Source organism: Roseibacillus ishigakijimensis (assembly GCF_016595415.1).
GTDB lineage: Bacteria > Verrucomicrobiota > Verrucomicrobiia > Verrucomicrobiales > Akkermansiaceae > Roseibacillus > Roseibacillus ishigakijimensis.
This window is the reverse complement of sequence record NZ_JAENIO010000047.1, coordinates 1-24,246: the sequence shown is the minus strand read 5'-3', so window position 1 is coordinate 24,246 and position 24,246 is coordinate 1. Positions and strand designations below refer to the sequence as shown.

20 protein-coding genes are annotated in these 24,246 nt (G+C 60.4%); 17 read left to right on the top strand and 3 right to left on the bottom strand.

From position 1 onward, the window contains the following. Window positions 1–52 precede the first annotated feature (52 nt). The 11 genes from JIN78_RS14670 (at window position 53) to murG (ending at window position 12,786) form a co-directional block, all read left to right on the top strand. Window positions 53–520 (top strand): hypothetical protein, encoded by a 468-nt coding sequence (locus JIN78_RS14670; protein ID WP_200392743.1) that lies wholly within the window; start codon window positions 53–55, stop codon window positions 518–520. A 346-nt stretch (window positions 521–866) separates the two neighbouring features. Continuing rightward, window positions 867–1,907: a 16S rRNA (cytosine(1402)-N(4))-methyltransferase RsmH gene (gene rsmH, locus JIN78_RS14665; RefSeq protein WP_200392742.1), complete on the top strand. Its 1,041-nt coding sequence runs from the start codon at window positions 867–869 to the stop codon at window positions 1,905–1,907. 50 nt (window positions 1,908–1,957) lie between these two features. After that, window positions 1,958–2,242, top strand: coding sequence for a hypothetical protein (locus tag JIN78_RS14660; RefSeq protein WP_200392741.1), 285 nt, complete (start codon window positions 1,958–1,960; stop codon window positions 2,240–2,242). Next, window positions 2,243–4,129: a peptidoglycan D,D-transpeptidase FtsI family protein gene (locus tag JIN78_RS14655; protein WP_200392740.1), complete on the top strand. Its 1,887-nt coding sequence runs from the start codon at window positions 2,243–2,245 to the stop codon at window positions 4,127–4,129. It abuts the gene before it with no gap. A 23-nt stretch (window positions 4,130–4,152) separates the two neighbouring features. Continuing rightward, window positions 4,153–5,619, top strand: coding sequence for a UDP-N-acetylmuramoyl-L-alanyl-D-glutamate--2,6-diaminopimelate ligase (locus JIN78_RS14650; RefSeq protein WP_200392739.1), 1,467 nt, complete (start codon window positions 4,153–4,155; stop codon window positions 5,617–5,619). Beyond that, window positions 5,616–6,977: a UDP-N-acetylmuramoyl-tripeptide--D-alanyl-D-alanine ligase gene (locus tag JIN78_RS14645; RefSeq protein WP_200392738.1), complete on the top strand. Its 1,362-nt coding sequence runs from the start codon at window positions 5,616–5,618 to the stop codon at window positions 6,975–6,977. Before JIN78_RS14650 ends, JIN78_RS14645 begins: the two co-directional genes overlap by 4 nt. 45 nt (window positions 6,978–7,022) lie before the next feature. Continuing rightward, window positions 7,023–8,171, top strand: coding sequence for a phospho-N-acetylmuramoyl-pentapeptide-transferase (gene mraY / locus JIN78_RS14640; RefSeq protein ID WP_345778151.1), 1,149 nt, complete (start codon window positions 7,023–7,025; stop codon window positions 8,169–8,171). After that, window positions 8,171–9,481, top strand: a complete 1,311-nt coding sequence (murD, locus tag JIN78_RS14635; RefSeq protein WP_200392736.1) for a UDP-N-acetylmuramoyl-L-alanine--D-glutamate ligase — start codon at window positions 8,171–8,173, stop codon at window positions 9,479–9,481. The genes mraY and murD overlap by 1 nt, the downstream gene beginning before the upstream one ends. 10 nt (window positions 9,482–9,491) lie before the next feature. Then, entirely contained in the window at window positions 9,492–10,472 is a 981-nt protein-coding gene (locus JIN78_RS14630) for a LysM peptidoglycan-binding domain-containing protein (protein ID WP_200392735.1), read from the top strand. Window positions 10,473–10,476: 4 nt separating this feature from the next. After that, complete coding sequence (locus tag JIN78_RS14625) at window positions 10,477–11,634, top strand: FtsW/RodA/SpoVE family cell cycle protein (protein ID WP_200392734.1); 1,158 nt, start codon at window positions 10,477–10,479, stop codon at window positions 11,632–11,634. Between the two features lie 87 nt (window positions 11,635–11,721). Next, entirely contained in the window at window positions 11,722–12,786 is a 1,065-nt protein-coding gene (gene murG, locus JIN78_RS14620) for an undecaprenyldiphospho-muramoylpentapeptide beta-N-acetylglucosaminyltransferase (protein WP_200392733.1), read from the top strand. Window positions 12,787–12,790: 4 nt separating this feature from the next. Here the strand turns inward: murG and JIN78_RS14615 are convergent, their stop codons facing one another. Continuing rightward, entirely contained in the window at window positions 12,791–13,696 is a 906-nt protein-coding gene (locus tag JIN78_RS14615) for a phosphodiester glycosidase family protein (protein WP_200392732.1), read from the bottom strand. Between the two features lie 265 nt (window positions 13,697–13,961). Here JIN78_RS14615 and JIN78_RS14610 point away from each other — a divergent pair, with 265 nt between their 5' ends. The 5 genes from JIN78_RS14610 to JIN78_RS14590 all read left to right on the top strand — a co-directional run bounded on the left by JIN78_RS14610 (window position 13,962) and on the right by JIN78_RS14590 (window position 20,456). Beyond that, complete coding sequence (locus JIN78_RS14610; protein WP_200392731.1) at window positions 13,962–15,902, top strand: vanadium-dependent haloperoxidase; 1,941 nt, start codon at window positions 13,962–13,964, stop codon at window positions 15,900–15,902. Window positions 15,903–15,947: 45 nt separating this feature from the next. Beyond that, window positions 15,948–16,613 (top strand): DUF3750 domain-containing protein, encoded by a 666-nt coding sequence (locus JIN78_RS14605; RefSeq protein ID WP_200392730.1) that lies wholly within the window; start codon window positions 15,948–15,950, stop codon window positions 16,611–16,613. A gap of 162 nt (window positions 16,614–16,775) precedes the next feature. Next, complete coding sequence (locus tag JIN78_RS14600) at window positions 16,776–17,237, top strand: CAP domain-containing protein (protein ID WP_200392729.1); 462 nt, start codon at window positions 16,776–16,778, stop codon at window positions 17,235–17,237. 154 nt (window positions 17,238–17,391) lie between these two features. Further along, on the top strand, window positions 17,392–18,894 hold the full coding sequence (gene gndA, locus JIN78_RS14595) for an NADP-dependent phosphogluconate dehydrogenase (RefSeq protein WP_200392728.1): 1,503 nt from the start codon (window positions 17,392–17,394) through the stop codon (window positions 18,892–18,894). 398 nt (window positions 18,895–19,292) lie between these two features. After that, window positions 19,293–20,456 carry a carbohydrate porin gene (locus JIN78_RS14590; protein ID WP_200392727.1) on the top strand — a complete coding sequence of 388 codons (1,164 nt, stop codon included), beginning with the start codon at window positions 19,293–19,295 and terminating at the stop codon, window positions 20,454–20,456. On the opposite strand, the gene JIN78_RS14585 is transcribed toward JIN78_RS14590, so the two are convergent. Both JIN78_RS14585 and menA read right to left on the bottom strand, forming a co-directional pair. After that, complete coding sequence (locus JIN78_RS14585) at window positions 20,453–20,899, bottom strand: hypothetical protein (protein ID WP_200392726.1); 447 nt, start codon at window positions 20,897–20,899, stop codon at window positions 20,453–20,455. The genes JIN78_RS14590 and JIN78_RS14585 overlap by 4 nt on opposite strands. A 10-nt stretch (window positions 20,900–20,909) precedes the next feature. Continuing rightward, on the bottom strand, window positions 20,910–21,797 hold the full coding sequence (gene menA / locus JIN78_RS14580) for a 1,4-dihydroxy-2-naphthoate octaprenyltransferase (protein ID WP_200392725.1): 888 nt from the start codon (window positions 21,795–21,797) through the stop codon (window positions 20,910–20,912). 305 nt (window positions 21,798–22,102) lie between these two features. Here menA and JIN78_RS14575 point away from each other — a divergent pair. Then, window positions 22,103–24,246: RHS repeat-associated core domain-containing protein (locus tag JIN78_RS14575; protein ID WP_200392724.1), on the top strand; the 2,144-nt coding region annotated here is incomplete at its 3' end.

The window sequence follows — 24,246 nt, the reverse complement described above, 5'->3', positions numbered from 1 at the left end:
CAACAGGGGTCTTGTTGTGTACTAAAATGCACCGAGAGGAAGCAATTTGCCCATGGGAGTCCCGAGTCAGAGCCTGGAAGGCGTCGCCGACCACAAACTCGATACCAAGTATCGGGTTGCGGTCCCGGCAGCTTGGCGTCCTGCCAGCGGGCAGTCCGTGCAATTGCGCCTCCTCCGGTGGAAGCATCTCAAGGTGCCGGTCTTGCGCGCGATGACCCACGAGGCTTTTGAGGCTTTGATCGAGTCCATCGCGACCAATGGCGATGTTCCCACTGGTATTCGCAACGCCCAGAAGCAGGCTGTCTACGGGGAGAGCACTTCGGTGACCCTGAATGATCAGGGGAAGCTGACGGTGCCGAAGCGCACGGCGGAAGACTTTGGCTTCGAAGCGGGCGGGGCAGTGCACCTCATTGGGCGGGGTCGGGCCTTTGACCTCGTTTCCCCGGCTCATATGGAAGAACTGCGCGAGAAGGAGCGCGAGATTTTGGAAAGCCTCTACGACTCAGTCGATTTTGGCTAAGGATGAATTTACTGGATAACTGGAACACTGGAACAATGCTGTCACTTCGACCAACCGCGAAAGCTCTGCCCCGGCTGGCTTGCCTTGCCGCAGGTGGTTTTTGGTCGGTCAAGCGCTTTGGCGGAAGGCGGAGTGGCGGCGTTTTCCCGCAAACTTTACTGGATAACTGGAACACTGGAACAGAGCTGCCACCTGCTCGTCTCGTGGGACTACGGTCGGAAAGGACTCGCCTTGCCGGAGAGGAATTTTTCCGAGCCGTTGCCCCGGGGCGCGGGGTGGCAGTTTTGACCTGTTTGGCCAGCTTTTGAGGCCTCTGCGCGCAGTGCGGAGAAGTGATTTTTTGACAATGAATGTGGCGAGTCCTGCCCGACCCTTGGAGGTCGATCCCCTTTCGCTCCCTACCGCTCTTGGCTCGTGGGTCGCTCGCGTGGTGGGCGGGCTGCGTCGCCATGCGGTGGAAGGGGCGGGAGAATCGCCGACTTCCTTTTATCATGAGCCGGTCCTGATGGAGGAGGTTCTCGCGGGGCTTGTTCCGGCGGAGGAGAAGACCTTCCTCGATGGCACCTTGGGGGGCGGAGGTCATAGCGAGCGCCTTTTGCAGGCCGGAGCCTGCGTGGTGGGGATGGATCGCGACCGCGATGCCCTGGCCTATGCCGGCCGGCGATTGGCGCCCTTTGGGGATCGGTTTCGTGCCGAGCACGGCAATTTTTGCGAAATGCGCTCGGTCGTGCCCCCGCGCTCTCTCGATGGGGTGTTGCTGGATTTGGGGGTGTCTTCCTGGCAGATCGACCAGGCCGAGCGGGGCTTTTCTTTTCAGAAGGATGGTCCCCTCGACATGAGGATGAATCAGTCGGCGGGGGAAACGGCCGCCGACTGGGTCAACCAACGCTCCGCCGAGGAGTTGGCGGAGGTCTTTTTTCGTTACGGGGAGGAAAAGGCTTCCCGCCGCATTGCCGCCGCCATTGTCGCCGCCCGGGAGGAGAAGGAATTCACCACCACCTTGCAATTGGCTGGCTGCGTGGAAAAGGCGATGGGGGGACGGGGGCGTAAGCATCCGGCCACCCGCGTCTTCCAGGCGCTGCGCATGGCCGTCAATAGCGAGCTGGACTCGGTTACGGCCGGGTTGGAGGCTGCCCAGGATGTTTTGAAGCCGGGTGGAATCCTGGCTGTGATCACCTTCCACAGCCTCGAAGACCGGCTCGTGAAGACCTTTTTGAAAGAGCGCAGCACCGCCTTTCTCGACCGGCCGGAGTGGCCGGAGCCTCGCCCCAATCCGGCCTTGGCTTGGGACCTCGTCTCTCGCAAAGCAATTGCGTCAACTGACGGGGAACTGGCGCGCAATCCCCGGGCCCGTAGTGCTAAACTCCGACTCGCTAAAAGAAGATGAGCAGAAATCGTAAGAAAAGAACCACAATCAGCCCGACCCTTTTGGCTCTGATGATCCTGACAGCCATCTCCTTGGGGGGCACAGGGCTCGTCCATACTGTTTTGAAAAACCGGCAACTGGAGGTGAAGCGCGAAATCGAGCGTGTTGACCGCCGGTTGAAAGAAAAGGAGCGCGATGTCACCAATTTGGAGATTCGCATCGGACAAATGGAGAACCGCTGGGACCTGCGCAACGCCCTCGTGGCGGCGGGGACCGAGTTGCGGGGGATTCCTCTGGAAGCGATCGAGGATATCTCGACGGTGGGAGTTTTGCCTGAGATGGCCAAAGCCGAGTAAATGAAGTTGGGACTGCAAGGACGCGTATTCATCGTGTGTCTGGCCCTCGTGGCCGGGCTCAGTGCAGTCTCGTGGAAACTGATTGCCCTGCAATGGGAGGTTGACCGGGGGGAGGAAAAGGCCACTCCGGGACGGACGGTGAAGCGCACTTTGCTAGCGCAAAATGGCTACATCGTGGATCGCAATGAGGAGGTCATCGCGCGCAACAATCCCGTCACCACCATCGTGGTGGATATGAACAATCTCGGTGATGCCTCGGTGGTGGCGGCTGGAGTGGCTCATGCCCGGGCCGTGCTGCACGAGGAGTGGGCCAGCGCGGACGAGCGCCGCCGGGACCAGATTGTCAGCTCCATTCGTTACCAGATTCTGGACGTTCGCTCCGATGAGGAAATCGTGCAGCAGCACTTGTCCTTTCTCGTCAATATCCTGACTCCCCATCTGGAGGAGTATGCCCATCGCGATGAGCTATTGGCCCGCATTGGTCCCGTCAATGCGAAGAGTTCTGGCGAAAGGGTATTGGCCAAGGAGATTCCTGAAGAAATCGCGGACAAAATCGAGGCCGCGGTGGAGGACAACCGCATCCAGTGCCTGCGCTTTGACAAGAGCTTTCGTCGCATTTATCCCAATCCTAAGTTGGCCGCCCATGTGGTGGGAATCGTCAATTACAAGGGGGAAGGGGTCTCTGGAATCGAAAAGAGCATGTCCGAGTATCTTCACGGCAAGGACGGCTACGAAGTGACCAAGCGGGATGTGCGTGATTTGCCCCTGGGAAAAACCAGCGGGGTAGTCAAGCCGCCCATCAAGGGCCTGGATGTCCAGCTGACCCTCGACTTGGGTCTGCAAGCCATCGTGGAAGAGGAGCTGGAGGAGGGCTTGTCTTTTGCCCAGTCCACCACGGGCTCCATTGTGGTGATGGAGCCGCACAGCGGGGAAGTCCTCGCCATGGCCAGTCGTCCCACTTTTGACCTCAACAAGCGTGAAAATGTGGCGGAGGCCGGGATGAATTTTGCCACTCAAGCGGTTTATGAACCCGGCTCCACCTTCAAGGTGGTGGCCACGGCGGGCGCGATTGAAAGCGGCCTCGCCACCGAGTGGACGAAGGTTTTTTGCCACCATGGGGTGTGCAATGAGATTCGTCCCCCCGTGAAGGATTACGCGTCATTCGGCTGGCTTTCCCTCCCTGAAGTCCTCTCCAAATCGAGCAATATCGGCACCTATCAATTCGCCAAGATGCTGGGGCGCGATCGCTTTTACGATTACATGGAGGCCTTCGGCTTCGGCAAGTCCACCGGGATTGATCTGACGGGGGAGCAGGCAGGTCTCGCTCCCCGCAGCAACAACGCCCGGGAGTTTGCTTCCAAGTGCTACGGCTATGCGGTGAATGTGACCCCGCTGCAGGTGGCCAATGCCTATTGTGCCATTGCCAATGGTGGCAAATTGATGCGACCGCTCCTGGTGAAGGCCGTGATGATGCCCAATGGCCAACCCATCCGCCGCTTCCGCCCGGAGGTGATTCGCGAAGTGATTTCTCCCGGCACCGCCCACACCATGCGGCGGGCTCTGGCCACCGTGACGGAAGAAGGGGGCACCGCCACCAAGGCTGCCGTCGCCGGATTTGGCGTGGCCGGAAAAACGGGCACTGCTTGGAAGGTGATCGATGGCGGCTATGATAAAAACCGGAGGGTGGTCTCTTTCGTCGGCATGTTGCCAGTGGACGACCCCTCCTTCGTCTGTGTGGTCGTGGTCGACGACCCTCGTCTGGAAGACGGCAATGTCGGAGGAGGCTCCGTGGCCGCGCCCATTTTCTCCAAGGTAGCGACTCGGCTCGCTGCCCACATGCATCTCAAACCAACCCGAGCGGTAGCCAATCCGCTCGCAAGCCAATGAACCTGAGCGAAATAATCCCCTGTTTGCCCAAAGCCCGTATCACCGGTCCCTCCGAGGGAGTGGTGGGAGCGGTGATAGATGACTCCCGCCAAGCCACACCCGGCTGCCTTTTTGTTGCGGTGAAGGGCGCGGCCTCCGACGGGCATTCCTACATCCCGGCGGTGATGGCGGCAGGAGCCTCCGTAATCGTGGCGGAGGAAAAGCCCCGGGAGGACTTCACCGGCACTTGGATCCAGGTTTCCGACTCGCGCCGGGCGTTGGCGGCCCTGGCCGATTTGCAAGCGGGTTCTCCCTCGGCGGACCTCAATCTCATCGGGATCACCGGGACCAATGGCAAGACCACCATTGCTTATCTCGTGCATGGCATTCTCAACAAGCTGCGCCGTCGCACGGGTATGATTGGCACCATCCAGGTGGACGATGGTTCGCAGGTCCGTCCCGCCACCCACACCACTCCCGGGGCCATTGAGCTGCAAAAGATGCTCGCCCGCATGCGGGACAATGGCTGCCACGGCGTGGCGATGGAGGTGTCTTCCCACGGTCTCGAGCAAGGCCGGGTCGTGGGTATCGACTTCCAAGTCGGGGTCTTCACCAACCTGACCCAAGATCACCTCGATTACCATGGGTCGATGGAGAACTACTTTGCGGCCAAGAAGCTTCTTTTCACCTCGCTAGCGGCCCATGGCTCCAAGCGGGTGGCGGTGGTGAATGGCGATGATCGCTATGGGGCGGAGTTGCTGAAGGACTTTGAAGGCCGTCTCAAGCTGGTCAGCTACGGTTTTGGTAATAGCTGTCAGTTCCGGGCGGGGCGCATCAAGCAAAGCACCAAAGGGACGGAGTTCCAGCTGGAAGCCCGGGGACGGTCCTATCTGGTGCGCATGCCCCTCATCGGGCGCTTCAATGTGCTCAATGCCCTGGCGGCTTTGGCGGCGGTCGATGCGGTGGGAGTCACCCTGCGGGATGCCATTACCGCCTTGCGTGACTTCACAGGAGTGCCCGGCCGACTGGAGCTGGCGGGCTCCATCAATGGCGCCGCGGTTTTTGTCGATTATGCGCACACGCCCGACGCCATCCAGAACGTGTGCCGCACTCTCCGCGAGCTGGAGCCGACGCGCTTGATCACCATCTTTGGGTGTGGCGGGGATCGCGATCGCGGCAAGCGCGCGCCCATGGCGCGGGCGGCGGAGAAGGAGAGCGACTTTTGCATCGTGACCTCGGACAATCCGCGCTCGGAGGAACCGGAAGCCATCATCAAAGAGGTGGAGAAGGGCTTTGTGGGCTCGGCCCATGGCAGCATCCTGGATCGGCGGGCGGCCATTCGCACCGCCATCGAGCAGGCGCGGGCGGGTGATGTCATCCTGGTGGCTGGGAAAGGGCACGAGGATTATCAAATTTTCAAAGACCAGACCGTTACCTTCGACGATCGGGTGGAAGTGCGCAAAGCCATCGAGGTGGTGGACCGCTTGAACCAAAAGAATTCGAAAGAGTGAGAAACCTCTCCCTGGCAGAGATTGCGGAAGCAATCGGTGGCGACCTCCCGAACGGGGGAGGGGAACGCGTGGTCACGGCCGGCGTCTCCACCGATACCCGCACGCTGGCCGGGGGGGAGCTTTTCGTCGCTCTGCGGGGGGAGCGGTTCGATGGCCACGATTATCTGGAAAAAGCCTTCGCCGCAGGGGTGGTGGGGGCTTTGGCGGAGTGCGAGGACTCCGTTCCCCATCAAGAGGGCGTCATTTTGGTGCGCGATACCCTGCTGGCCCTGCAACGCCTCGCCTGTTGGTGGCGGCGTCTGCTGGAGATTCCAGTGGTCGGGTTGACGGGGTCCAACGGCAAGACCTCGACCAAGGATTTCACTCGCTCGGTACTTTCCCAGCGCTTTCAGGTCCGCGCGACCCGGGGCAATCTCAACAATCACATCGGTGTTCCCCTCAGCGTTCTTTCCCTCACCGAAGAGGACGAGGTGGGGGTCTTCGAGATGGGCATGAATCATCCCGGCGAGATTGCGCCTCTCTGCGAGATTGCGCGGCCACATCTCGGCATCATTACCAACATTGGCACCGCTCATATCGAATACATGGGCAGCCGCGATGCCATTGCCGAGGAGAAAGGGGCGCTGGCCCGGGCCCTCCCCGAGGTGGGCACGCTTTTCGTTCCGGCGGCTTGTCCCTATCTCGATTACTTTCGCGATCGCACCCGGGCCGAGGTGGTCGCCGTGGGCAATGGTCGGGGCGAAGTGCGGGCTGAGGAAATCGATGGCTCGGGCGATACCATGAGGTTTACCCTCGTGCTGGAGGGGGAGGGGCGCATCCCCGTCAATCTCCCGGTGGCCGGGCGACACATGGTCACCAATGCCCTCCTGGCTGCGGCAGTGGGCCGGGCGCTCGGGCTCACGCTGGCGGAGATCGCCCGGGGGCTGGAGGCCACCGAGTTGACCAGTGGCCGTCTGCGCTCTTTTCAGAAGAATGGCATCACCATTCTTGACGACACCTACAATGCCAATCCCGAGTCCATGCGGGCTGGTCTGGAGACGCTCGCCGAGCGTCGTCCTGGTCCCGGGGGACGTCACTTCGCCGTGTTGGGGAAAATGGCCGAGATCGGAGCGACCGCGCCTCAGGAGCATCACGCCTTGGGAGAATTCGCTGCGGCCCGGGGCGTGCGCGTGGTCAGCGTCGGTGGCGAGGCCCGGGGAATATCGCAAGGAGCGGCCAGCGATCGCCATTTCGACACCCGCGACGAGGCTGCCCGCTGGCTTGCCCAAGAATTGCACGAAGGGGATGTCGTCCTCTTCAAAGGCAGCCGCACGGCGGCTATTGAAAACGTGATCAAAGCCCTTTTCCCCGACAGCTAATTTTCCCCACTTACACACATGTTCTACTGGATTTACGAAATTTGGATGCGCGCGCACGAGGCCGGTGAGTCTTGGGCCGATACCTTCAGCTTCCTGCGCCTCTTCCGCTATCTCTCCATCCGCGGGGGAATGGCCGCGTTCATCACCTTTGGCCTCTGCCTCGTCTTTGGCCCGCGGGTCATCCGCAAGCTCATTTCCCTCAAAGTCGGCCAACCCATCCGCACCGCCGAGGAGGTGCACAAGCTGGCGGAACTCCATGGCCAAAAGGCGGGCACTCCCACCATGGGCGGAGTCATGATTCTCGGCTCGGTGCTCATCGCGGTCCTGCTTTGTGGACGGGTGCTCAATCCCTTCGTCACGGTCACCATGTGTGCCATGTTGGGACTGGGGCTGCTCGGCTTTGTCGACGATTATGCCAAGGTGGTGAAGAAGACCTCTGATGGCGTCAGCGGCAAGACCAAGCTCTTTTGGCAAATGCTCGTAGGCTTGTTGGTGGCGCTCTTTCTCTACACCAAGCCCGAGACCAATGCCTGGCTCTTCGCCGATAGTGACGTGGTGTGGAAGGAGACCACCCGCAGCATCTCGGACCTCTCCTTCCCGCTTTCCAAGTCGCCGCTCCTTCCGCTGGGCCTGTTGGCCATTCCCTTTTTCATCCTGGTCATCATGGGCGCTTCCAATGCGGTCAATTTGACGGATGGCCTCGACGGCCTCGCCATCGGCTGCACCATCACCGTCTCACTGGCCTATGCGGTGCTGGCCTATGTGGCGGGCAATGAGAATGCCCACGACTACCTCAATGTGCCCTTCAATCCCATGGTGGGCGAGCTGGTGGTGGTCATGATGGCCCTCGTGGGGGCGGGCTTCGGCTTTCTTTGGTTCAATTGCTACCCGGCCAAGGTCTTCATGGGAGACACCGGCTCCCTGGCCATCGGCGGCTGCATCGGCACTACCGCCATCTGCGTGCGGCAGGAGCTTCTTCTGGTCATCATCGGGGGCATCTTCGTGATGGAGGCCCTTTCGGTGGTTCTGCAAGTGGCTAGCTTTAAATCCACCGGCAAACGCATCTTCCGCATGTCTCCCATCCACCATCACTTCGAGCTGGGCGGCTGGAAGGAGACCCAAGTCATCACCCGCTTCTGGATTCTTTCCATTCTCTTCGCCCTCATTGGACTCGCCACTCTCAAGATTCTCTAATGAAATTGACCGGACAACACGTAGCTATCCTCGGAGCCGGCCGCAGTGGCCGTGCTGCCGCCGAATTGTGTCTCAAGCTCGGCGCCCAAGTGACCGTCTATGACACCAACGCGATTGGCGGCGAGTGGCCGACCGGCATCTCTTTGCAAGAAAAAGCCAGCCCGGAGAGCGCGGCATCCGAGAACTTCGACCTCGTGGTCATCAGTCCGGGAATCGAGACCCAAGGGGCCTTCGCGCAAGCCTTTGCCCGCCGCAGTGCGGAATTTATGGGCGAAATGGAGCTCGCCTACCAGAACTACGAGGGACTGGTGGTCGCCATCACCGGCACCAATGGCAAGACCACTACGACGGAATTGATCTCGGCCTTTTTGAATGAGGGCGGCATCTCCTGTGTGCCCTGTGGGAATCATGGTCGCCCGCTTTCCGATGTCGTGCTCGATCCCGATTGCCCGGCGGCGGTCGCTCTGGAGGCCAGCTCCTTCCAGCTCGAGACCATCGACACCTTCGCCCCCAAGGTCGCGGTGTGGCTGAACTTCGCCCCCGATCATATGGACCGCTACCGCGACCTCGAGGAGTATCGCGCGGCCAAGAGACGTATCTTCGAGAATATGACTGGAGAGGATGTCGTGGTGGCCCGCTCGCAGGAGGACCTCGGCTCTCTCAAGGCCCGGGTGGTGCGCTTCATGAGCGAGTGGGATGAGGAAAACGAGAATGAATACACCCTGCGCAACGGACAAATCTACCACCAGGAGGAACCTCTCGTCTGTCTCGACGACACCAATCTGAGGGGTCTTCACAATGCCGAGAACATCATGGCGGCGGCGGGCGCGGCCAATGCGGCCGGAGTCCCGGTAGAGGCCATTCGCAAGGCCTTGGAAAACTTCGTCCCTCCTCCGCACCGCTGCGAGCTGATCCGGACCCTCGACGGGGTGGAATACCTGAACGATTCCAAGGCCACCAATCTCCATGCCCTTGAGTCCGCTCTGCGGGCTCTCACGCGACCCATTGTGCTCATTGCCGGTGGCAAAGAAAAGGGGCTGGACTATACTCCCCTGGCTCCACTCTTGCGCGAGCGCACCCTGGCCACCGTCACTTTCGGCGAGATTGGCGAGAAGCTCGGAGAGCTCTTTCGCGCGGAGGTGGAGACCGAGACCGTCGAGACCCTGGCCGAGGCCGTGGAGGCCGCCCGGCGCCTCGCTCCCGCCGGATCCACCGTCTTGTTTTCCCCAGGAACCTCCTCCTTCGATCAGTTTTCCAGCTACGTCGAAAGAGGGGAAGCGTTCCGTAAATATGTTAACAACCTGAAGTAGAGAACCACCTATGAAAACCAAAGCGTTTCAAACCAAAAGGCGGCCCAAGAAGGGCTTCCGAATCCTCCATGCGAAGACACGCAAACGGAAACAGCGCGTGGCTGCGGCTGCGTCGGGCGGAGACTTCTCCGTCGAAGAACCCAATCTGGGCGTGGCCCGGGCGCTCATCGTCATTCTCATTCTGCATGTGGCGGCCATCATCGCGATCGTCATTCACAGCAGCACCAACAAGGATGAGGTCGTGCAGAGCAGCCCGGTGGCCCGCAGTGAGGAGAAGAGCAAGCAAACCCAGCGCACCGAGCAGCTTAGCAAGCCCAAGATCGCGAAAGAAGATCGCTGGGTGTGGGTGGAAGCTGGTGATACCTACGAACGCATCGCCCGCCGCAACAATGTCGATGTCGCCGAGTTGCGCCGGTTGAATGAGAATACCGCGCTGAGCCTCGGCCATGCTCTGATTTTGCCACCTCCGCTTCCTCCCGTGCCGCAGCCAGAGCCCGCTCCGCAGCAGGAATCACTCCCGGCCCGCGCCGAGTTGGTGGAAAACACTCCTTCGCCCGCTATTCAGCGCGAGCAATTGCCGCCCATTGAGGAAGTGCCCGCCCGCCACAGTTTGCCGCCGGAATTCGAGGTCGTGGAAGGGGAGCAACCGGTCGAGGTCTTTCCCACCGAGCAGAGGGTTCCCGTCGAACAAGAAGTCACGGTGAACCGTCCCGAGGCTCCGGTCCTTCCGGCTGCCACCGTGGAAGCTCCCGGAGTGCAGGAAGCGCTGGTCGCGCCCCAGCCCGCGCCGCAAGTGGTCGAAGCTACGCCCCCCGCGCCCCAACCAGCTCCCCAGCCTGCCACCAAATCCTATACCGTGCGCAAAGGAGATACTCTCTGGGCCATCGCGAATCGCAATGGCATCTCCGTGCAGCAACTGGTCGCCGCCAATGGCCATGTGGACCCCAAGCGCATGAAGATTGGCACCACCCTGACGATCCCGGCTCGTTAATTTCATGGCACGCAACAGCGCCCTCATCCTCCTTTCGGCAGTGGCCGCCCTCATCGTGCTGGGCTTGGTCATGCTGTCCAGCACCAGCGTCTGGGCGGATGAGATGCAAGGCGCGGACGACCCCTATGCCCTCGTCAAGCGGCAGCTGCTCTGGCTCGTGATTGGTTCTCTCGCCGCCTGGGTAATTGCCGCCTTCGACTACGCGCGCTTGCAGGCGCTGTGGCCCTACCTGCTCACGGGGGCCTGCGTCCTCTTGGCTTGCTGCTACGTCCCGGGTATTGGGGTGGAATCCAATGGCGAGACCCGCTGGATTCAGTTTCCGGGGATTCCCCAGTTGCAGCCTTCCGAGATCGCCAAGCCCGTTGTCGTGCTCTCTCTGGCCGCTTGGTTTGCCCGCTATCAAGCCGAATCGCGGAGCTTCCTGCGTGGCTTTCTCTATCCCGGCGTCCTCCTCGGTATTCCCGCCCTGCTCATCCTGTTTGAAAAGGACTTGGGCACGACCCTGGTTCTCGGGGTGGTGGGGATGGCGGTCCTCTTTCTGGCCGGGACTCGCATCTGGTATCTTCTTGCCACGGCCCTGGTCTCCGGGGCGGGTTTGTTCTTCTTCGTGCGCGGCGATGACATCCGCTGGGCCCGTATCACCGCTTTCATGCACATGGACGATCCCGAGATTCGCATGGGCTTGGGCTGGCACACCTTCCGCGCCATGACCGCCTTTGGCAATGGGGGCGTCTTTGGCACCGGGCTGGGATATGGTGCCGAGAAGCACGGAGCTTTGCCCTATGCCCATACCGACTTCATTTTCGCTGCTCTCGGGGAAGAATTGGGGCTCATCTGCACCTTGGGCACGGTCTTTGCCTTTGTCATCATCGCCGTCACTGGCCTGGCCATCGCCCTGCATGCCCGTGATTATCTGGGGAAAATCCTCGCCTGTGGAGTGACTCTGCTGGTGGTGGTCCCGGGAATTCTCAACATGTGTGTGGTGACCGGCCTTCTTCCCGTGACCGGTCTGCCCTTGCCCTTCCTGAGCTACGGCGGTTCCTCGCTCGTTTTTACCCTTTGTTCAATTGGGCTCTTGATGAGTGTGCATCGCCGCGCGGTGTTCGTCGATGCCACGGCCTTGCCCCGCACCAAGGAGCGCAAGTTTGCCCTCAAGCTGTGAGCCCTCTGCCAGGGTGATGCCTGCCATTATGATGCAATGGGAGGTGGCTCCCTGGGGCAGGCTGCGGTATGGGGGAGGCCTCACGATATGAAAGTTGTCATTGCATGCGGAGGGACCGGCGGGCACCTCTTTCCCGGAATCGCGGTCGCGGAGGAACTCCAGAACCAGGGTCACGAACCCGTGCTGGTCATTTCCGAGAAGAAGGTCGATGCCGAGGCCTCGGCGAAGTATCGCCATCTGCGCTTCGAGGTGCTGCCCGCCGTGGCCAAGCCCCCCACACTGTCTCCCCGCATGTTGCCCTTCCTCGTCGCCTTGGTGAAGTCCATTGGCCAGGCCAAGGCGCTCCTGCGCAGGGAAAAGGCGGAAGCCGTGCTCGGCATGGGGGGCTTCACTTCCTTTGCTCCTTGCTACGCGGGGAACAAGCTGGGTCTGCCCACCTACGTGCACGATTCCAATGCCGTGCCAGGGAAGAGCAACATCATGATCGCCAAGTATTGCCGCCAGGTGCTGCTCGGGCTTGCTCCCGCCCAAAGCTACTTCGCGGGACGGGAAACGGTGGTGACGGGCACTCCCGTGCGCAAGGAGCTGGCTACTCTCCCTAGCCGGGAAGAGGCCGCCACCAAGTGGGGACTCGCTGCCGACCGGCCCACCCTTCTCGTCTTCGGGGGGAGTCAGGGAGCGCAGGGTCTCAATTCCCTGGTGGTGGAGGCCAGTGGCGATCTGGACTGCCAGATTCTCCATGTCACCGGGCCCACCGACCTCGAGCGGGTGCAGGGCCTGGTAGGGGAGCGGGAGGGCTACCGTGCGATCGGGTTCTGTGATGACATGCCCGCTGCCTACGCCATCGCCGACGCTGCCATCTGTCGCTCGGGAGCTTCCAGTTTGACCGAGCTGGCTTTTTTGGGAATGCCCTCGCTGCTCGTCCCTTACCCCTATGCAAGCGACGATCACCAGACCGCCAATGCCAAGGTCTTTGCCGATGCTGGTGCGGCCCTCATGGCCCAGGAAAGCGAACTCGATCGGGAAAAAATGGCCGCTCTCGCTCGCCAATTGCTGCCCGGTTCTGCCGGACGCGAGGAGCTGGCCCGGCAAACCCGCATCCTGGGTGAGGGAAGTGCGGTGGAGGAGATCGCAAAAGTGCTCACGGCTTGAGCCTTCAGCGCTTTTTCACAATGAGGTAATTGCGCACGGGTTTGTTCCACCAGCGCCGCAGGGATTGTTCGCCTCCCGGCAGCGCGGCGCTGAGATGAAAATCGGAGGAGCGTCCGCCGTCGAGATTGAGAGCGCTGGCAATGCGGAAGTTGGCGAGGGGTTGCCCGGCGAGCCCCCGAGCAAGATCGCGGAGAGTGAGCGGCCCGCTCTGGGCCAGGGCAAAATGGTGCCCCCCATCCCAGAGGACGAGCGAGCGGATGCGGGCGCTCTCGGCGGAGAGTCCCGCGACGGGCTCGCCATTTTCAAGGAGAAATGGTCCGCTTTGCAGCGCCTCCAAGGGCCGCCATCCCCCCGCCACCCGGTCCCGGAAATCCTCCCGCCGCAGGATCTGGCAGCGGCCGCTCTCGCCCGTTACCACCACGCCACTCCCTAGCGAGGAGGCGGTGTTGAGGGAGCCTGTCCTCTTGCCCTGGTGGTAAAGGAGTCCCAAGGGCTGTCCTTCGGGGGTGAAGAAACCGCCGTTGATGGTTGCGAGAGCTCCTTGGGCGGCGCTGACTTGGGAGGCCCTTTGGTAGCGACTCCCCAAGGCGGGCTGGTCCACCACCTCGAGCCGGTGACTCCGGCTGTCGAAGCTCAGCACGGTGAGCCGCTCCCCCGCGATAGTGACTTCCTGCACTTGCAGGGGGTTGGGGGCCGGAGAAGTGGCTTCCCGAGCCGGGGGCGCGCCCGTCATTTTTGCCTCGGGCTCCTCTGCGGCCACTGGGGGACGGGAGCTGGTCGGGGCTGGCGAAGGGGCCGCGCGGACCGGGGCCGCCGCCGGTGGGAGGGGAGGTGGCGGTGCCACCGAGGGCGACGGGCTGCAAGCAGCGAGACCCAGGCTGGCAAAAAGAAGGAGGGAGAGACGAGTCACGACCGGAAGATTGGCTTGCCGGCCGCGATGCGAAAGCGAAAAGGAGGCAAGACCGTCGAAAAGAAGCGCGGCAATTTGGAATTTGCGCCCGTCCACTGCGGTTGGAGTTGGCCAGGGGAGCCTTCTTCTTCTCGTCAAAAGGAGGGGCTTCCGTTATCTCAATGATGCCTTCGGTATGAAAAAACTCCTTCCTCTCTCATTCAACTCGTTCGCGCTTTCTTTAGGCTTGGGAAGCGTTTTCTGCTCATCTCTCTCTGCCGAAACGGTGGCTCGGGAGTGGAATGAGCAGAATCTCGCCGCCATTCGCACCGCCTTTCCCGATCCTCCCGTCCACGCCCGCAATCTCTTTCACCTCTCGGCAGCTATGTATGATGCTTGGGCTGCCTACGATCCGGCCGCCATCGGCTACGCGCACAACGAATGGGCGGAGGTGCCGGCCGGAAGCACGCTGGCCGCCGCCCGCGACGAGGCCGTCAGCTACGCGGCCTACCGCATCCTGGTCAAACGCTACTTCACCACCCCCCATCCCAATACCCCGAACGATGCCGCGACAGCCGCCAAAGCTGCCTTTGATGCCGAAATGACTGCCCTGGGCTATTCCCCAGCCAATACCTCCACCGCCGGCCCCAGCCCCGCCGCCGTCGGCAACCGGGTGGCGGACACCTTGCTGGCTTTTGTCGCCAGCGATGACTCCCGCGAAAGCCAAGGATACAATGATCCGACCTATTTTCCGGTCAATTCCCCTCTCATTCTCTCCGAGTCGGGCACCGAACTCTCCGATCCCAACCGTTGGCAACCTCTCGCTTTTGATTCCCGGCGCACCCAAAACGGAATCATTGCGGACAAGGTGCAGAGCTTCGTGGCTTCCCATTGGGGCCCGGTGCGCTCCTTTGCTCTCCACCTCGGTGAGGACGAAGCTCTTGCCTTCGATCCCGGCACCCCGCCTCTGTATGGCGGAGAGGGAGAGGCCCAATACAAGGAGAACAACGTGGAGGTGATCCGCTTCAGCTCCTGGCTGGATCCCGATGACGGGGTGATGAAGGATATCTCGCCGGGAGCTTACGGAAACAATTCCCTCGGGCAAAATGACGGAACGGGGCACGCCATCAATCCGGCGACGGGCGAGGCCTACGAAAGCAACCTGGTCAAGCGCGGGGACTTTGGGCGCGTGATGGCGGAGTTCTGGGCCGATGGCCCGGCCTCCGAGACTCCTCCGGGACACTGGAACACCCTCGCCAACCAGGTCGTGGACCACCCCGACTTCGAACCCCGCCTGGGAGGGACCGGCCCGCTGCTGGAGCCCCTGGAGTGGGATGTGAAGATGTATTTTGCCCTCAATGGGGCTCTCCATGACGTGGCCGTAGCCATTTGGGGCTGTAAACGCCACTACGACTACATCAGGCCCATTTCCAGCATTCGCTTCCTGGGGCAAAACAATGAGCTCCCGCTGGTGCCTGGCTTGATCGAGCAGGTCACGGTGGAGTCGACCCGTCCCTTGGAACGCCATGCCCACCTGGGATTTCATATTGGCAAAACCGCCATCTACTGCTGGCCCGGGGAGCCGGACAATCCGGCCAGCGAACACAGCGGGGCGGAGTGGATCCTGGCAGAAGACTGGATGCCCTATCAGCGCTCCACCTTCGTCACTCCGGCCTTCGCCGGCTATGTTTCCGGGCATAGTGGTTTCAGCCGATCCGCGGCGGAGGTCTTGACCTTGATGACGGGAAGCCCCTTTTTCCCGGGAGGGATGGGTTCGCAAACCGTCACGGCGGGTTCCCTTCATTTCGAGTATGGTCCCAGCGAGGATATCACCCTGCAGTGGGGGACCTACTATGATGCTGCCGATCAGGCGGGGATCTCCCGTCTCTACGGAGGAATCCACGTGGCTCCCGACGATGGCCCCGGGCGCATCATGGGCTCCCGGTGCGGCCTCGCGGCTTGGGAATTGGCAAAGAAATATTACAATGGCACCATTGCCACCGAAGAGGTGCCTATCCAGGTAGTGGCACGGGAAGACGGCTCGATGGAAATCTCGTGGAACCAGCATCGCGGCCTCTTCTACACCTTGTATGAGTCCACTGACCTGGACGAGTTTGTCCCGGTGGGTGGCACCGAGAGAGCGGGCGAGGACCGCCGGGCCCACCTCGTGGTGGCTCCGGCCGCCGGACCGCGCTTCTTCAAGGTGGTGCGCACCGTGGGGCCCTAAGGGGATGTTTTGGTTTGTGATCTGCTTTCTATCAATTCCAATAGGATGATGATATTGGTTCGAGCCCTCTTGCTTTTGGGATGTGCCGCAGTGACTTCCTGCCACAGTGGAGGGCTCGATCCCGCCGCCTTGCTGGTGGTGAAAGATGTGCCTCTCCCCCAAGGGCAACCTTGGTATACCCGCTTCGCCCGCCACACCTTCCTCGACTATCGCGAGTCGCAGCAGGCTCCGTGGCAACGGGTGGAGGTGGTCAACGCCCGCAGCGGGGTGGTCCACCGTTCTCTCGCAGCCGGGCAGGAGTCCGCTGGCGAGCGCTGGGGGGAAAAAGTCCGTATTCTCTCCCAGACCTCCCAAGCTACCCCGGAGACCTTCGCCGCGATCCGGGAGTATGCGGCCAACTCCCGGCCCGGCCCTTACCGGGCATGGCCCGGGCCGAATAGCAACACCTTCGCGCAGGGGCTGGTCCACCAGACTCCGGGCTTGGCCGCCGTTCTCGATCACAATGCGGTGGGAAAGGATTATCGCCTCTCCCTTGGCCCCACCGCCGGAGGCACCGGTTTCGAGGTCCAAGGCTATCTTCTGGGCCTGACCCTGGGGCTGAAAGAAGGGTTGACCGTGAATGCTCTCGGCCTGAGTGGCGGTCTCTCCTGGTGGCCCCCGGCCCTCAAGCTGCCCTTCCTCCCCGCCTTTCCTCCGCAATCTCCTTCCTAGCAGCAGGCCGTCGATTTCTAACCCCTCTCTTGGGATGAGACAACACCCAGTCTCCGGCTTTGTGCGGAAAGCCGGAGACTGGGTAAGCCCAGGGAGCCGCTGCGACCGATTTTTCCCAAGAGTTTTCTTGTTTAAGCGAGGATTTTTATAAATTATCAGGTGATGAAACAAGCATCTTCCCTCCTTCTTTTGGCTATGGTTTCTTGCCTCCTCGCTTCCTGTGGTTCGCGCGCGGTCCCGGTTGCTGAACTCACTCCTGCCGAGCGCGATCTCTTGACTGCAATCAATAACTACCGCAGCAGTCATGGCAAAAAAGCCCTCACTCCGAGTGCCAGTCTGACCGAGCTGGCCCGCACCGATGCCAAGCGCCGGGCAAGCAGTGGCCAAGGTTATGTCGATAACCGTCTCGAGACCGGGTATGAGCGCATGCTGACCCTCGCCGGCACCGCGCGCAGTGGGCCAGAGTTTGGCAAAAAGCTGATGGACTTTTGGGCCAACCAGCCTGCCCAGCGCGAATGGCTGAAGGACGACTACGCCAGCGTGGGCGTGGGAACCGCAGCAGGGGAGTCCAAGCTGGAGACCGGGGTGGTTCTCTTGGGCGGTTTCGCGGGTGGAGGCTTCTAAGCCAGCCTCAAGACCATCGGCCTGGGCCCGGCTCTCCTGCCGCTGGAGAGTTGGGGGAAAGCCATTCATCGCAAGCATGAACAATCCCGCTTCATTCCACACTTGCCGCCAAGGAATCCTCCCTCTATAGCCCTTCTCGCAGCAAATACGCGATATGGCAGATAAAAAATCAGACATTGGATTGATTGGCTTGGCAGTGATGGGGCAAAACCTCGCCCTCAACATCGCCGACCACGGGTTTCAGATTTCAGTTTACAACCGCACGACTTCCAAGACGGATGCCTTCATCGCGGAAAATCCCGACACCCCTGGTGGTTTGGTTGGATCCCAGACTTTGGAAGAATTCGTGGAGTCTCTCGAGCGTCCTCGCAAGGTGATCATCCTCGTGCAAGCGGGCCGCGCCACTGACGCGGTCATCGACGGTCTCACCGAACTCCTCGACAAAGACGACATTATCATCGACGGTGGCAACGCTCTTTGGACCGACACCATTCGTCGCGAGAAGGAGCTGAACGAAAAAGGGTTCCGCTTCGTGGGTTCCGGCGTTTCCGGTGGCGAAGAAGGCGCCCGCTTCGGCCCCTCTCTCATGCCCGGCGGCAAGGAGTCCGCTTGGAACGAGCTCAAGCCCATCTGGGAAGCCATCGCCGCCAAGGTGGACATGGAGACCGGCAAGCCCATCGAGGGTGCTGCTCCTGGCAAGCCCGTCGAAGGTGGTGTCTCCTGCACCACCTACATCGGTGAAAATGGCGCGGGCCACTACGTCAAGATGGTCCACAACGGCATCGAATACGGCGACATGCAGATGATCTGCGAAGGCTACCAGCTCATGGGCAGCCTCCTCGGCATGGAGCCCAAGGAAATGGGTGAGGTCTTCGGCGAGTGGAACCAAGGTGTTCTCGACTCCTTCCTCATCGAAATCACCGCCGACATCCTCCAGCAGGACGACCCCGAGACCGGCAAGCCTTTTGTCGACATCGTCCTCGACACCGCTGGCCAGAAAGGCACCGGCAAGTGGACCGCGGTCAACGCTCTCGATATGGGCATCTCCGCTCCTCTCATCGCCGAGGCCGTTTTCGCTCGCTGCATTTCCGCCGTGAAAGAAGAGCGTGTGGAGGCCTCCAAGATTCTCTCCGCCAACGTGCCCGGCTTCGATGGCGACAAGGACGAGTTCGTCCAGGCCATCCACGATGCCCTTTACTGCTCCAAGATTTGTTCCTACGCCCAAGGCTTCCAGCTCATGCGCGAGGCTCAGAACGAGTATGACTGGAAACTCAACTTCGGTGAGATTTCCATGATCTGGCGGGGTGGCTGCATCATTCGTGCCGCCTTCTTGCAGAAGATTTTCGAAGCCTATCAGCGCGATGAGAACCTCGCCAACCTCCTCCTCGATCCCTTCTTCAAGAGCGAGATCGAGCGTTGTGAGGCCAACTGGCGCAAGGTGGTGGCCGCTGCCGCTCTTCACGGTGTGCCCATCCCGGCCTTCTCTTCGGCCCTTGCCTATTACGACAGCTACCGTAGCGAGCGCTTGCCCGCCAACCTCCTGCAAGCCCAGCGTGACTACTTCGGTGCCCACACCTACGAGCGCGTCGACAAGCCCCGGGGCGAGTTCTTCCACATCGACTGGCCCGAGCCCGGTCGTCCCCAGCTCTCGATGTAAGTTTCGAGTCCTTTCTCTTTTCTGCAAAAAGCCGTCTCTCTGGAGGCGGCTTTTTTTTGGGGGCCTGCCCGTCTTCCTTGTTCATTTCTTTTCCTTGCACGGATCAAGAGTTGCTTGCGTGCCGTCACGGGAGGTGAGTTCGTTTTGGAGTCCCAACTTGCTCATAAAAAGCTTTCTCTGTTTTATTTGTAATTAAAATGAAAACAATGTCTGGGTGTAATGTGAGTTTTTGTGTTCTCAATTAGAAGGAGAGAGGTTATCAAAGTCTTCACCACAGGCGGAGAACCCTGAAGAAGTGGGAACTCTTTCTGTCCGGTGAACCCCTTCGGAAGAGGGGGTTTTGGAAAAAACCGAATCCGATGAAAACCATGACCCATTCACCTTTCCCAGCTGCATTCTTGGCAGCGATTGTTTTCACCCAGCCCCTCCGCGCGGAGAACGACTTCAATGTCGGCGATTATCTCACCCGCGATTGGGGAGGTCTCCGCCCTCAGCTGGTGGATAGTGGCATCACTCCCTTCCTCTATTACGATTCCATTTTCAGCGCCAATCTCTCGGGGGGGATCCGCCATGACGAGGACTTTGTGGGACAGGTCTACGCAGGGGTCGATTTGGATCTGGAGACGCTTTGGGGCTGGGAGGGCACTACCATGAAGGTCTCCATGGTCAATCGGCACGGCAACACCCTGAGCGATTCCGTGGGTGGCATCTATGACCCCATGACTATCTACGGCGGTCAGGTCAGCTATCTTTACCAGCTCTTTATTGAGAAAGAATTCGGTGACGACTGGTCGCTCAAGTTCGGTCGGGTCTCGGCGGATACCGATTTCACGAAGTCTTCACTCTTCGGCTATTCCCTCAGCACCGCCATCAATGGACCCATCCGCGCGACCCTGCTGGAGAGCTCGCTCACCTCCTTTCCGTATCCGGTGTGGGGCGCACGGCTGAAATACACTCCCGACGAGGAGCACAAATTCCAGCTCGGAGCCTATCAGACCGGACCCGATCAGTGGGACTACCGCAAGCATGGAGCCGACTTCAGCTTCGGCAATGACGATGGTATCTCCGTGCTGGCGCAATATGACTGGACTCCGCGCAGCCAGCCCGGAACCCGCATCTTCGGCGGCGTGATTGGTTCTTTCCGCGATTTTGAACGCTTCGATGGGGGAGAGCGCGATTTCCTCTTTCGGGCCTACCTCCATGCCGAGGGCGAGATTGCGCCGGGTCTCACCGCCTTCGCCCTTGCCACCTACTCTCCCCAGGACGAGGTCGCTCTCACCCCGTGGCAGCTTAGCGCCGGGCTCAACTACGCGGGCCTCTTCCCAGGCCGCGAAGCCGACCGCACCTTCTTCTTCGCTACCTATGGCCAGCTCAGTGACGAGTACGGAGATGCCATTGGGGAAGACGTGGACTACGAGATGGTTTACGAGCTGGGTCACCGCTTTCAGCTGACCCCGGCCGTCTACTTTCAGCCCTCGCTACAATACATTCAGAATCCGGGAGGAACGGGCCACATCGATGATGCCGTCGTCCTCGGGGCCTGGCTGAATCTCAGTTTCTAGTCGGCAGTCACCCGCAGCTGGTAGGACGGCGTGTAGGGGGAAATGATTGGCGAAAGAGCAGACTCCTCGCCCTCCAGTTGCCCATTCAGCCGACCGCCGTGGGCCATTCCGTTGACTAGAAAGACCCGGGTGCGCCCGGGCCGCAGGCCAGTGAGATAAGTGCGTGAGTTGGCCCCCGAGACCTTGTATTCGACATGCACCAAACGTGGATTCTCCGGAAGCAAAGTGCCATTGAAGCCGCCGGGCATGGGGATCAGGCTCATTTTGTGCTCGAAGGCGAGGGTCCGCTCACCCACCGGCAGGGTCACCTCCGGGAGGGCGCGCTCGCGATCGGCCCGATAGGCCTTCCAGTCCGCAGAGTCGTGCAGGGTGCTGCGATAGCCGCCTCCGCAGGCCGCAAAGAAGAGACTGGGGAGGGCGAGAAGCAGAGGGAAAAGTTTCATCGCGGGCTCTTTAGCCCATTCGGCTGAAAAAGGCCTGCAAATTCCACGCCAGGGCAAAGACAAGGAGGTGGATCCCGGCCTTGGCCAGCTGGCCGTTCAGCTCCGGAGAGGGGCCCAACTCCTTCACTGCGCTCACCACCCGGATGGCCGGTAGCGCCAGAATCAGAATGACGAAAAAGACATCCGCAAAGCCGGGTTTCCCTTGTGCGAGATAGAAGGCCACAATGGCGACCAGATACTCGTAGCGCAACAGATTGGCCGCTTTTTCATAGCCCCAACGCACCGCAAGAGTCTTTTTGCCCGACTGGCTATCCTCCTCCACATCCCGCAGATTGTTGATCGTGATGAGGACAGCGGAGAGGCAGCCCACCGTCAGTCCCAGCCAGAGAGCCTGGGGAAGAAAAAGCCCCGTCTGCACGAAAACCGTGCCCGTGACAGCGATGAGGCCAAAGAAAAGGATGACGAAGAGCTCGCCCAGACCCCGGTAAGCGAGGGGAAAAGGCCCCCCGGTGTAGCCATAGGCCAGGAAGAGACTGGGAAGACCGATGGCGAGAATGACCCAGCCGCGAGCGGCGATGAGAGGCCCGGCCGCTACTGCCGCCAAAAGCAGAAAAACCCCAGCCAGGAAGTAAACCGTGCGCCGGGAAAGAAGCCCGCTGGCCGTGACCCGGGTGGGCCCCAGCCGGGCCGCCGTGTCTGCCCCCTTGGCCTCGTCAATGGCATCGTTGAAGAAATTGGTCGCTATCTGGATACACAGGGCGCTGGTCACCGTGGCCAGGGCGAGCAGCCAACTGAATTGCCCCGTCACCTTCCACGCCAGCACACATCCCGCCCACACGGGCACAATCGCGGCAGGGAGGGTCTTGGGACGGGCGGCGAGGAGGAGAGGTTTGATCATAGGGCTGGTCAGGTGGCCGGCGGCGGCGCGAGCCGCTCTCGCCAGCTCTTTACCAGCCCGACCCTTGAAGCCAAAGAAAAAGTCCCGCATGCCAGCGAAGCCGGGAAGGAACAATCCACCGCGTTGACCGTGCCATTTTTTTTCGCTGCCCAACGAGCCTCTTCGGGAAGGGGCTGCAGCTTGGGCGGCTTGGCTCTGCTTTTATCTCACGACGTTTCAATGCACGGGCCACCCACATCCAGCACTGTCCTTGAACCAGCGGTCGGGGCAGACGGGGTTAGTCCGAGACTCCTGGCTCCTGGACGGTGACGAACACAAGTGCAGAAGGCCAAAAAACCGAGCAATCTTACGTGGATGGCCTTCTTCAAGAAAGCAAATCCTATGACAACAGTTCTCCTGCCAATCTCATCGCGAGCGTCAGCTACACTTACGATCTTCTTGGCCGTGTCTCCTCGATGACTGACTCCCGGGTAGGGACCTCTACGATGGGGGACTATCTGGACAATGGTTCCCTCGTTTCAATGACGGATTCCGCGGGTCATACGACTTCCTACCAATATGATGCCCTCGGTCGTCGCATCAAGGTGGATGCGCCAGACACCTCTTCCGGAGGAGTGACCCATGATAATATCACTCATACCGCATACTATCCTAGTGGGCAGGTGAAGGCCCAGTGGGGGGACCAAACCTATCCTCGCTGGTATGATTACGACGGTCAAAACCGTCTCAAATACCTCCACACCTACACCGAGGCCCCCACGCTCGATCCAGACGCTCTTCCCGCCGTTGCTCCTGCCGGTCATTCCCAAACCACGACCTGGACTTACGATTCTCAGCGAGGTTGGTTGCTCAAGAAGCGTGATGCCGAGGACAAAGGTGTGGACTACAGCTACACCGATGGCGGACGACTTTTGACCCGAACCTGGGACCGGGGCGTGGTCACCACCTATGGCTATACTGATGGCCAGCTGACCAGCGTCAGCTACGACAACGAGAACAACGGCTATACCACCCCCGATCTAGACTACACTTATGATGAATTTGGCCGACTCGAGACTGTCGAGAGAGATGGCGTTCTCCACGCACAGTATGACTATTATTCTGCCACTCAAAGGGTAGAAGAGGAGCACTTGAATCAAGACATCTCCCTACCAAGAACCCTCACCCGGAATTATGATGAATACCATCGCCCTCAATCCATTCAGCTTGGAAGCGATCACAAGGTAGGCTACGATTACGACACCGGTGGCCGCCTCAATCGGGTCTGGCATAACCCCACCCTCTCCTCGGGAGTACCCCAAGGGAGTGCCGACTTCACTTACACTTATGAGGATGATTCCTACAGCCTCATCGCCGAAGTGGCGGGTCCGGTCCACACCGTGACCAATACTTGGGAAAGCGACCGTAACGTGCTCGACACCAAGGCTAACGTCAAAAATGCTGGCAGCAGTCTTGTTTCGGAGTATGATTACACCGTGAATGCCATCGGTCAGCGCACTGGGGTCACCCACAGCGGGAGCGCCTTTTCTGGCACTCCGACTCTGGCTTGGGAGTATGATGCCCTCGGTCAAGTGATCAAGGCCGACCACTCCAGTGTCGCCCAAGATCGCGCCTATCAGTATGATGCTATCGGCAACCGCTTGGCTTCTGAGATCTCGCAGACTCAAATCTCGGATCCCCCGCAGGCAACCACCACGACTTACACCCCGGACGACCTCAACCAATACACAACCGTGGTGCAGCAAGGCCTCAGCGTGAGCCCCGTCTATGACGACGATGGCAATGCCACCGCCTACCCGATGCCCAAGTCCATTGGCAGTCTGGCCTCTTTGACCTGGGATGCAGAAAATCGTCTCATCTCAGTGCAAATGCCCAATGGGGGCGCTCGCATTGATTATGACTACGACTATCTGGGCCGTCGCATCAAACGAAGCGAAGTGTCCAGTGGTATGACAACCTCCACTTACTACACTTATGATGGTTGGAACTGCGTGGCTGAGTACTCGCAACTGTTCAGCAATCCTCCAGTCCTCGCCAAGACCTATCTCTGGGGGCTCGATGTGAGCGGTAGCTTGCAGGGAGCCGGAGGAGTGGGTGGGCTTTTGGCTCAAAATGGGATTTCGGGGGGCAGTGTCTCCGCTACCCATTATCCCACCTACGACGGCAACGGCAATGTCAGCGAATATTTGGATGAAACCGGAGCGGTAAGCGAACACAACGAGTATGATCCCTTCGGAAATTTGACGACGGGCGGAACAGTCTCCAACTTCACCTACCGTTTCAGCACCAAGCCTCAGGATCCAGCCACTGGTCTTTACTACTACGGATATCGTTACTATGACCCGGTGACGGGCAGGTGGCCAAGTAGAGACCCTATTGAAGAACGGGGAGGGGAGAACCTGTATGGGTTTGTGTATAACGACTGTAATGGCTGGATTGATCGGTTAGG

What these genes read in the sequence shown, in the direction of transcription:
- JIN78_RS14625 (WP_200392734.1), top strand. Translation starts at nt 10,477, where the DNA reads ATGGCACGCAACAGCGCCCTCATCCTCCTTTCGGCAGTGGCCGCCCTC.
- mraY (WP_345778151.1), top strand. Translation starts at nt 7,023, where the DNA reads ATGCGCGCGCACGAGGCCGGTGAGTCTTGGGCCGATACCTTCAGCTTC.
- murD (WP_200392736.1), top strand. Translation starts at nt 8,171, where the DNA reads ATGAAATTGACCGGACAACACGTAGCTATCCTCGGAGCCGGCCGCAGT.
- JIN78_RS14630 (WP_200392735.1), top strand. Translation starts at nt 9,492, where the DNA reads ATGAAAACCAAAGCGTTTCAAACCAAAAGGCGGCCCAAGAAGGGCTTC.
- JIN78_RS14670 (WP_200392743.1), top strand. Translation starts at nt 53, where the DNA reads ATGGGAGTCCCGAGTCAGAGCCTGGAAGGCGTCGCCGACCACAAACTC.
- JIN78_RS14660 (WP_200392741.1), top strand. Translation starts at nt 1,958, where the DNA reads ATGATCCTGACAGCCATCTCCTTGGGGGGCACAGGGCTCGTCCATACT.
- gndA (WP_200392728.1), top strand. Translation starts at nt 17,392, where the DNA reads ATGGCAGATAAAAAATCAGACATTGGATTGATTGGCTTGGCAGTGATG.
- JIN78_RS14605 (WP_200392730.1), top strand. Translation starts at nt 15,948, where the DNA reads ATGATGATATTGGTTCGAGCCCTCTTGCTTTTGGGATGTGCCGCAGTG.
- murG (WP_200392733.1), top strand. Translation starts at nt 11,722, where the DNA reads ATGAAAGTTGTCATTGCATGCGGAGGGACCGGCGGGCACCTCTTTCCC.
- JIN78_RS14585 (WP_200392726.1), bottom strand. Translation starts at nt 20,899, where the DNA reads ATGAAACTTTTCCCTCTGCTTCTCGCCCTCCCCAGTCTCTTCTTTGCG.
- JIN78_RS14600 (WP_200392729.1), top strand. Translation starts at nt 16,776, where the DNA reads ATGAAACAAGCATCTTCCCTCCTTCTTTTGGCTATGGTTTCTTGCCTC.
- rsmH (WP_200392742.1), top strand. Translation starts at nt 867, where the DNA reads ATGAATGTGGCGAGTCCTGCCCGACCCTTGGAGGTCGATCCCCTTTCG.
- menA (WP_200392725.1), bottom strand. Translation starts at nt 21,797, where the DNA reads ATGATCAAACCTCTCCTCCTCGCCGCCCGTCCCAAGACCCTCCCTGCC.
- JIN78_RS14655 (WP_200392740.1), top strand. Translation starts at nt 2,243, where the DNA reads ATGAAGTTGGGACTGCAAGGACGCGTATTCATCGTGTGTCTGGCCCTC.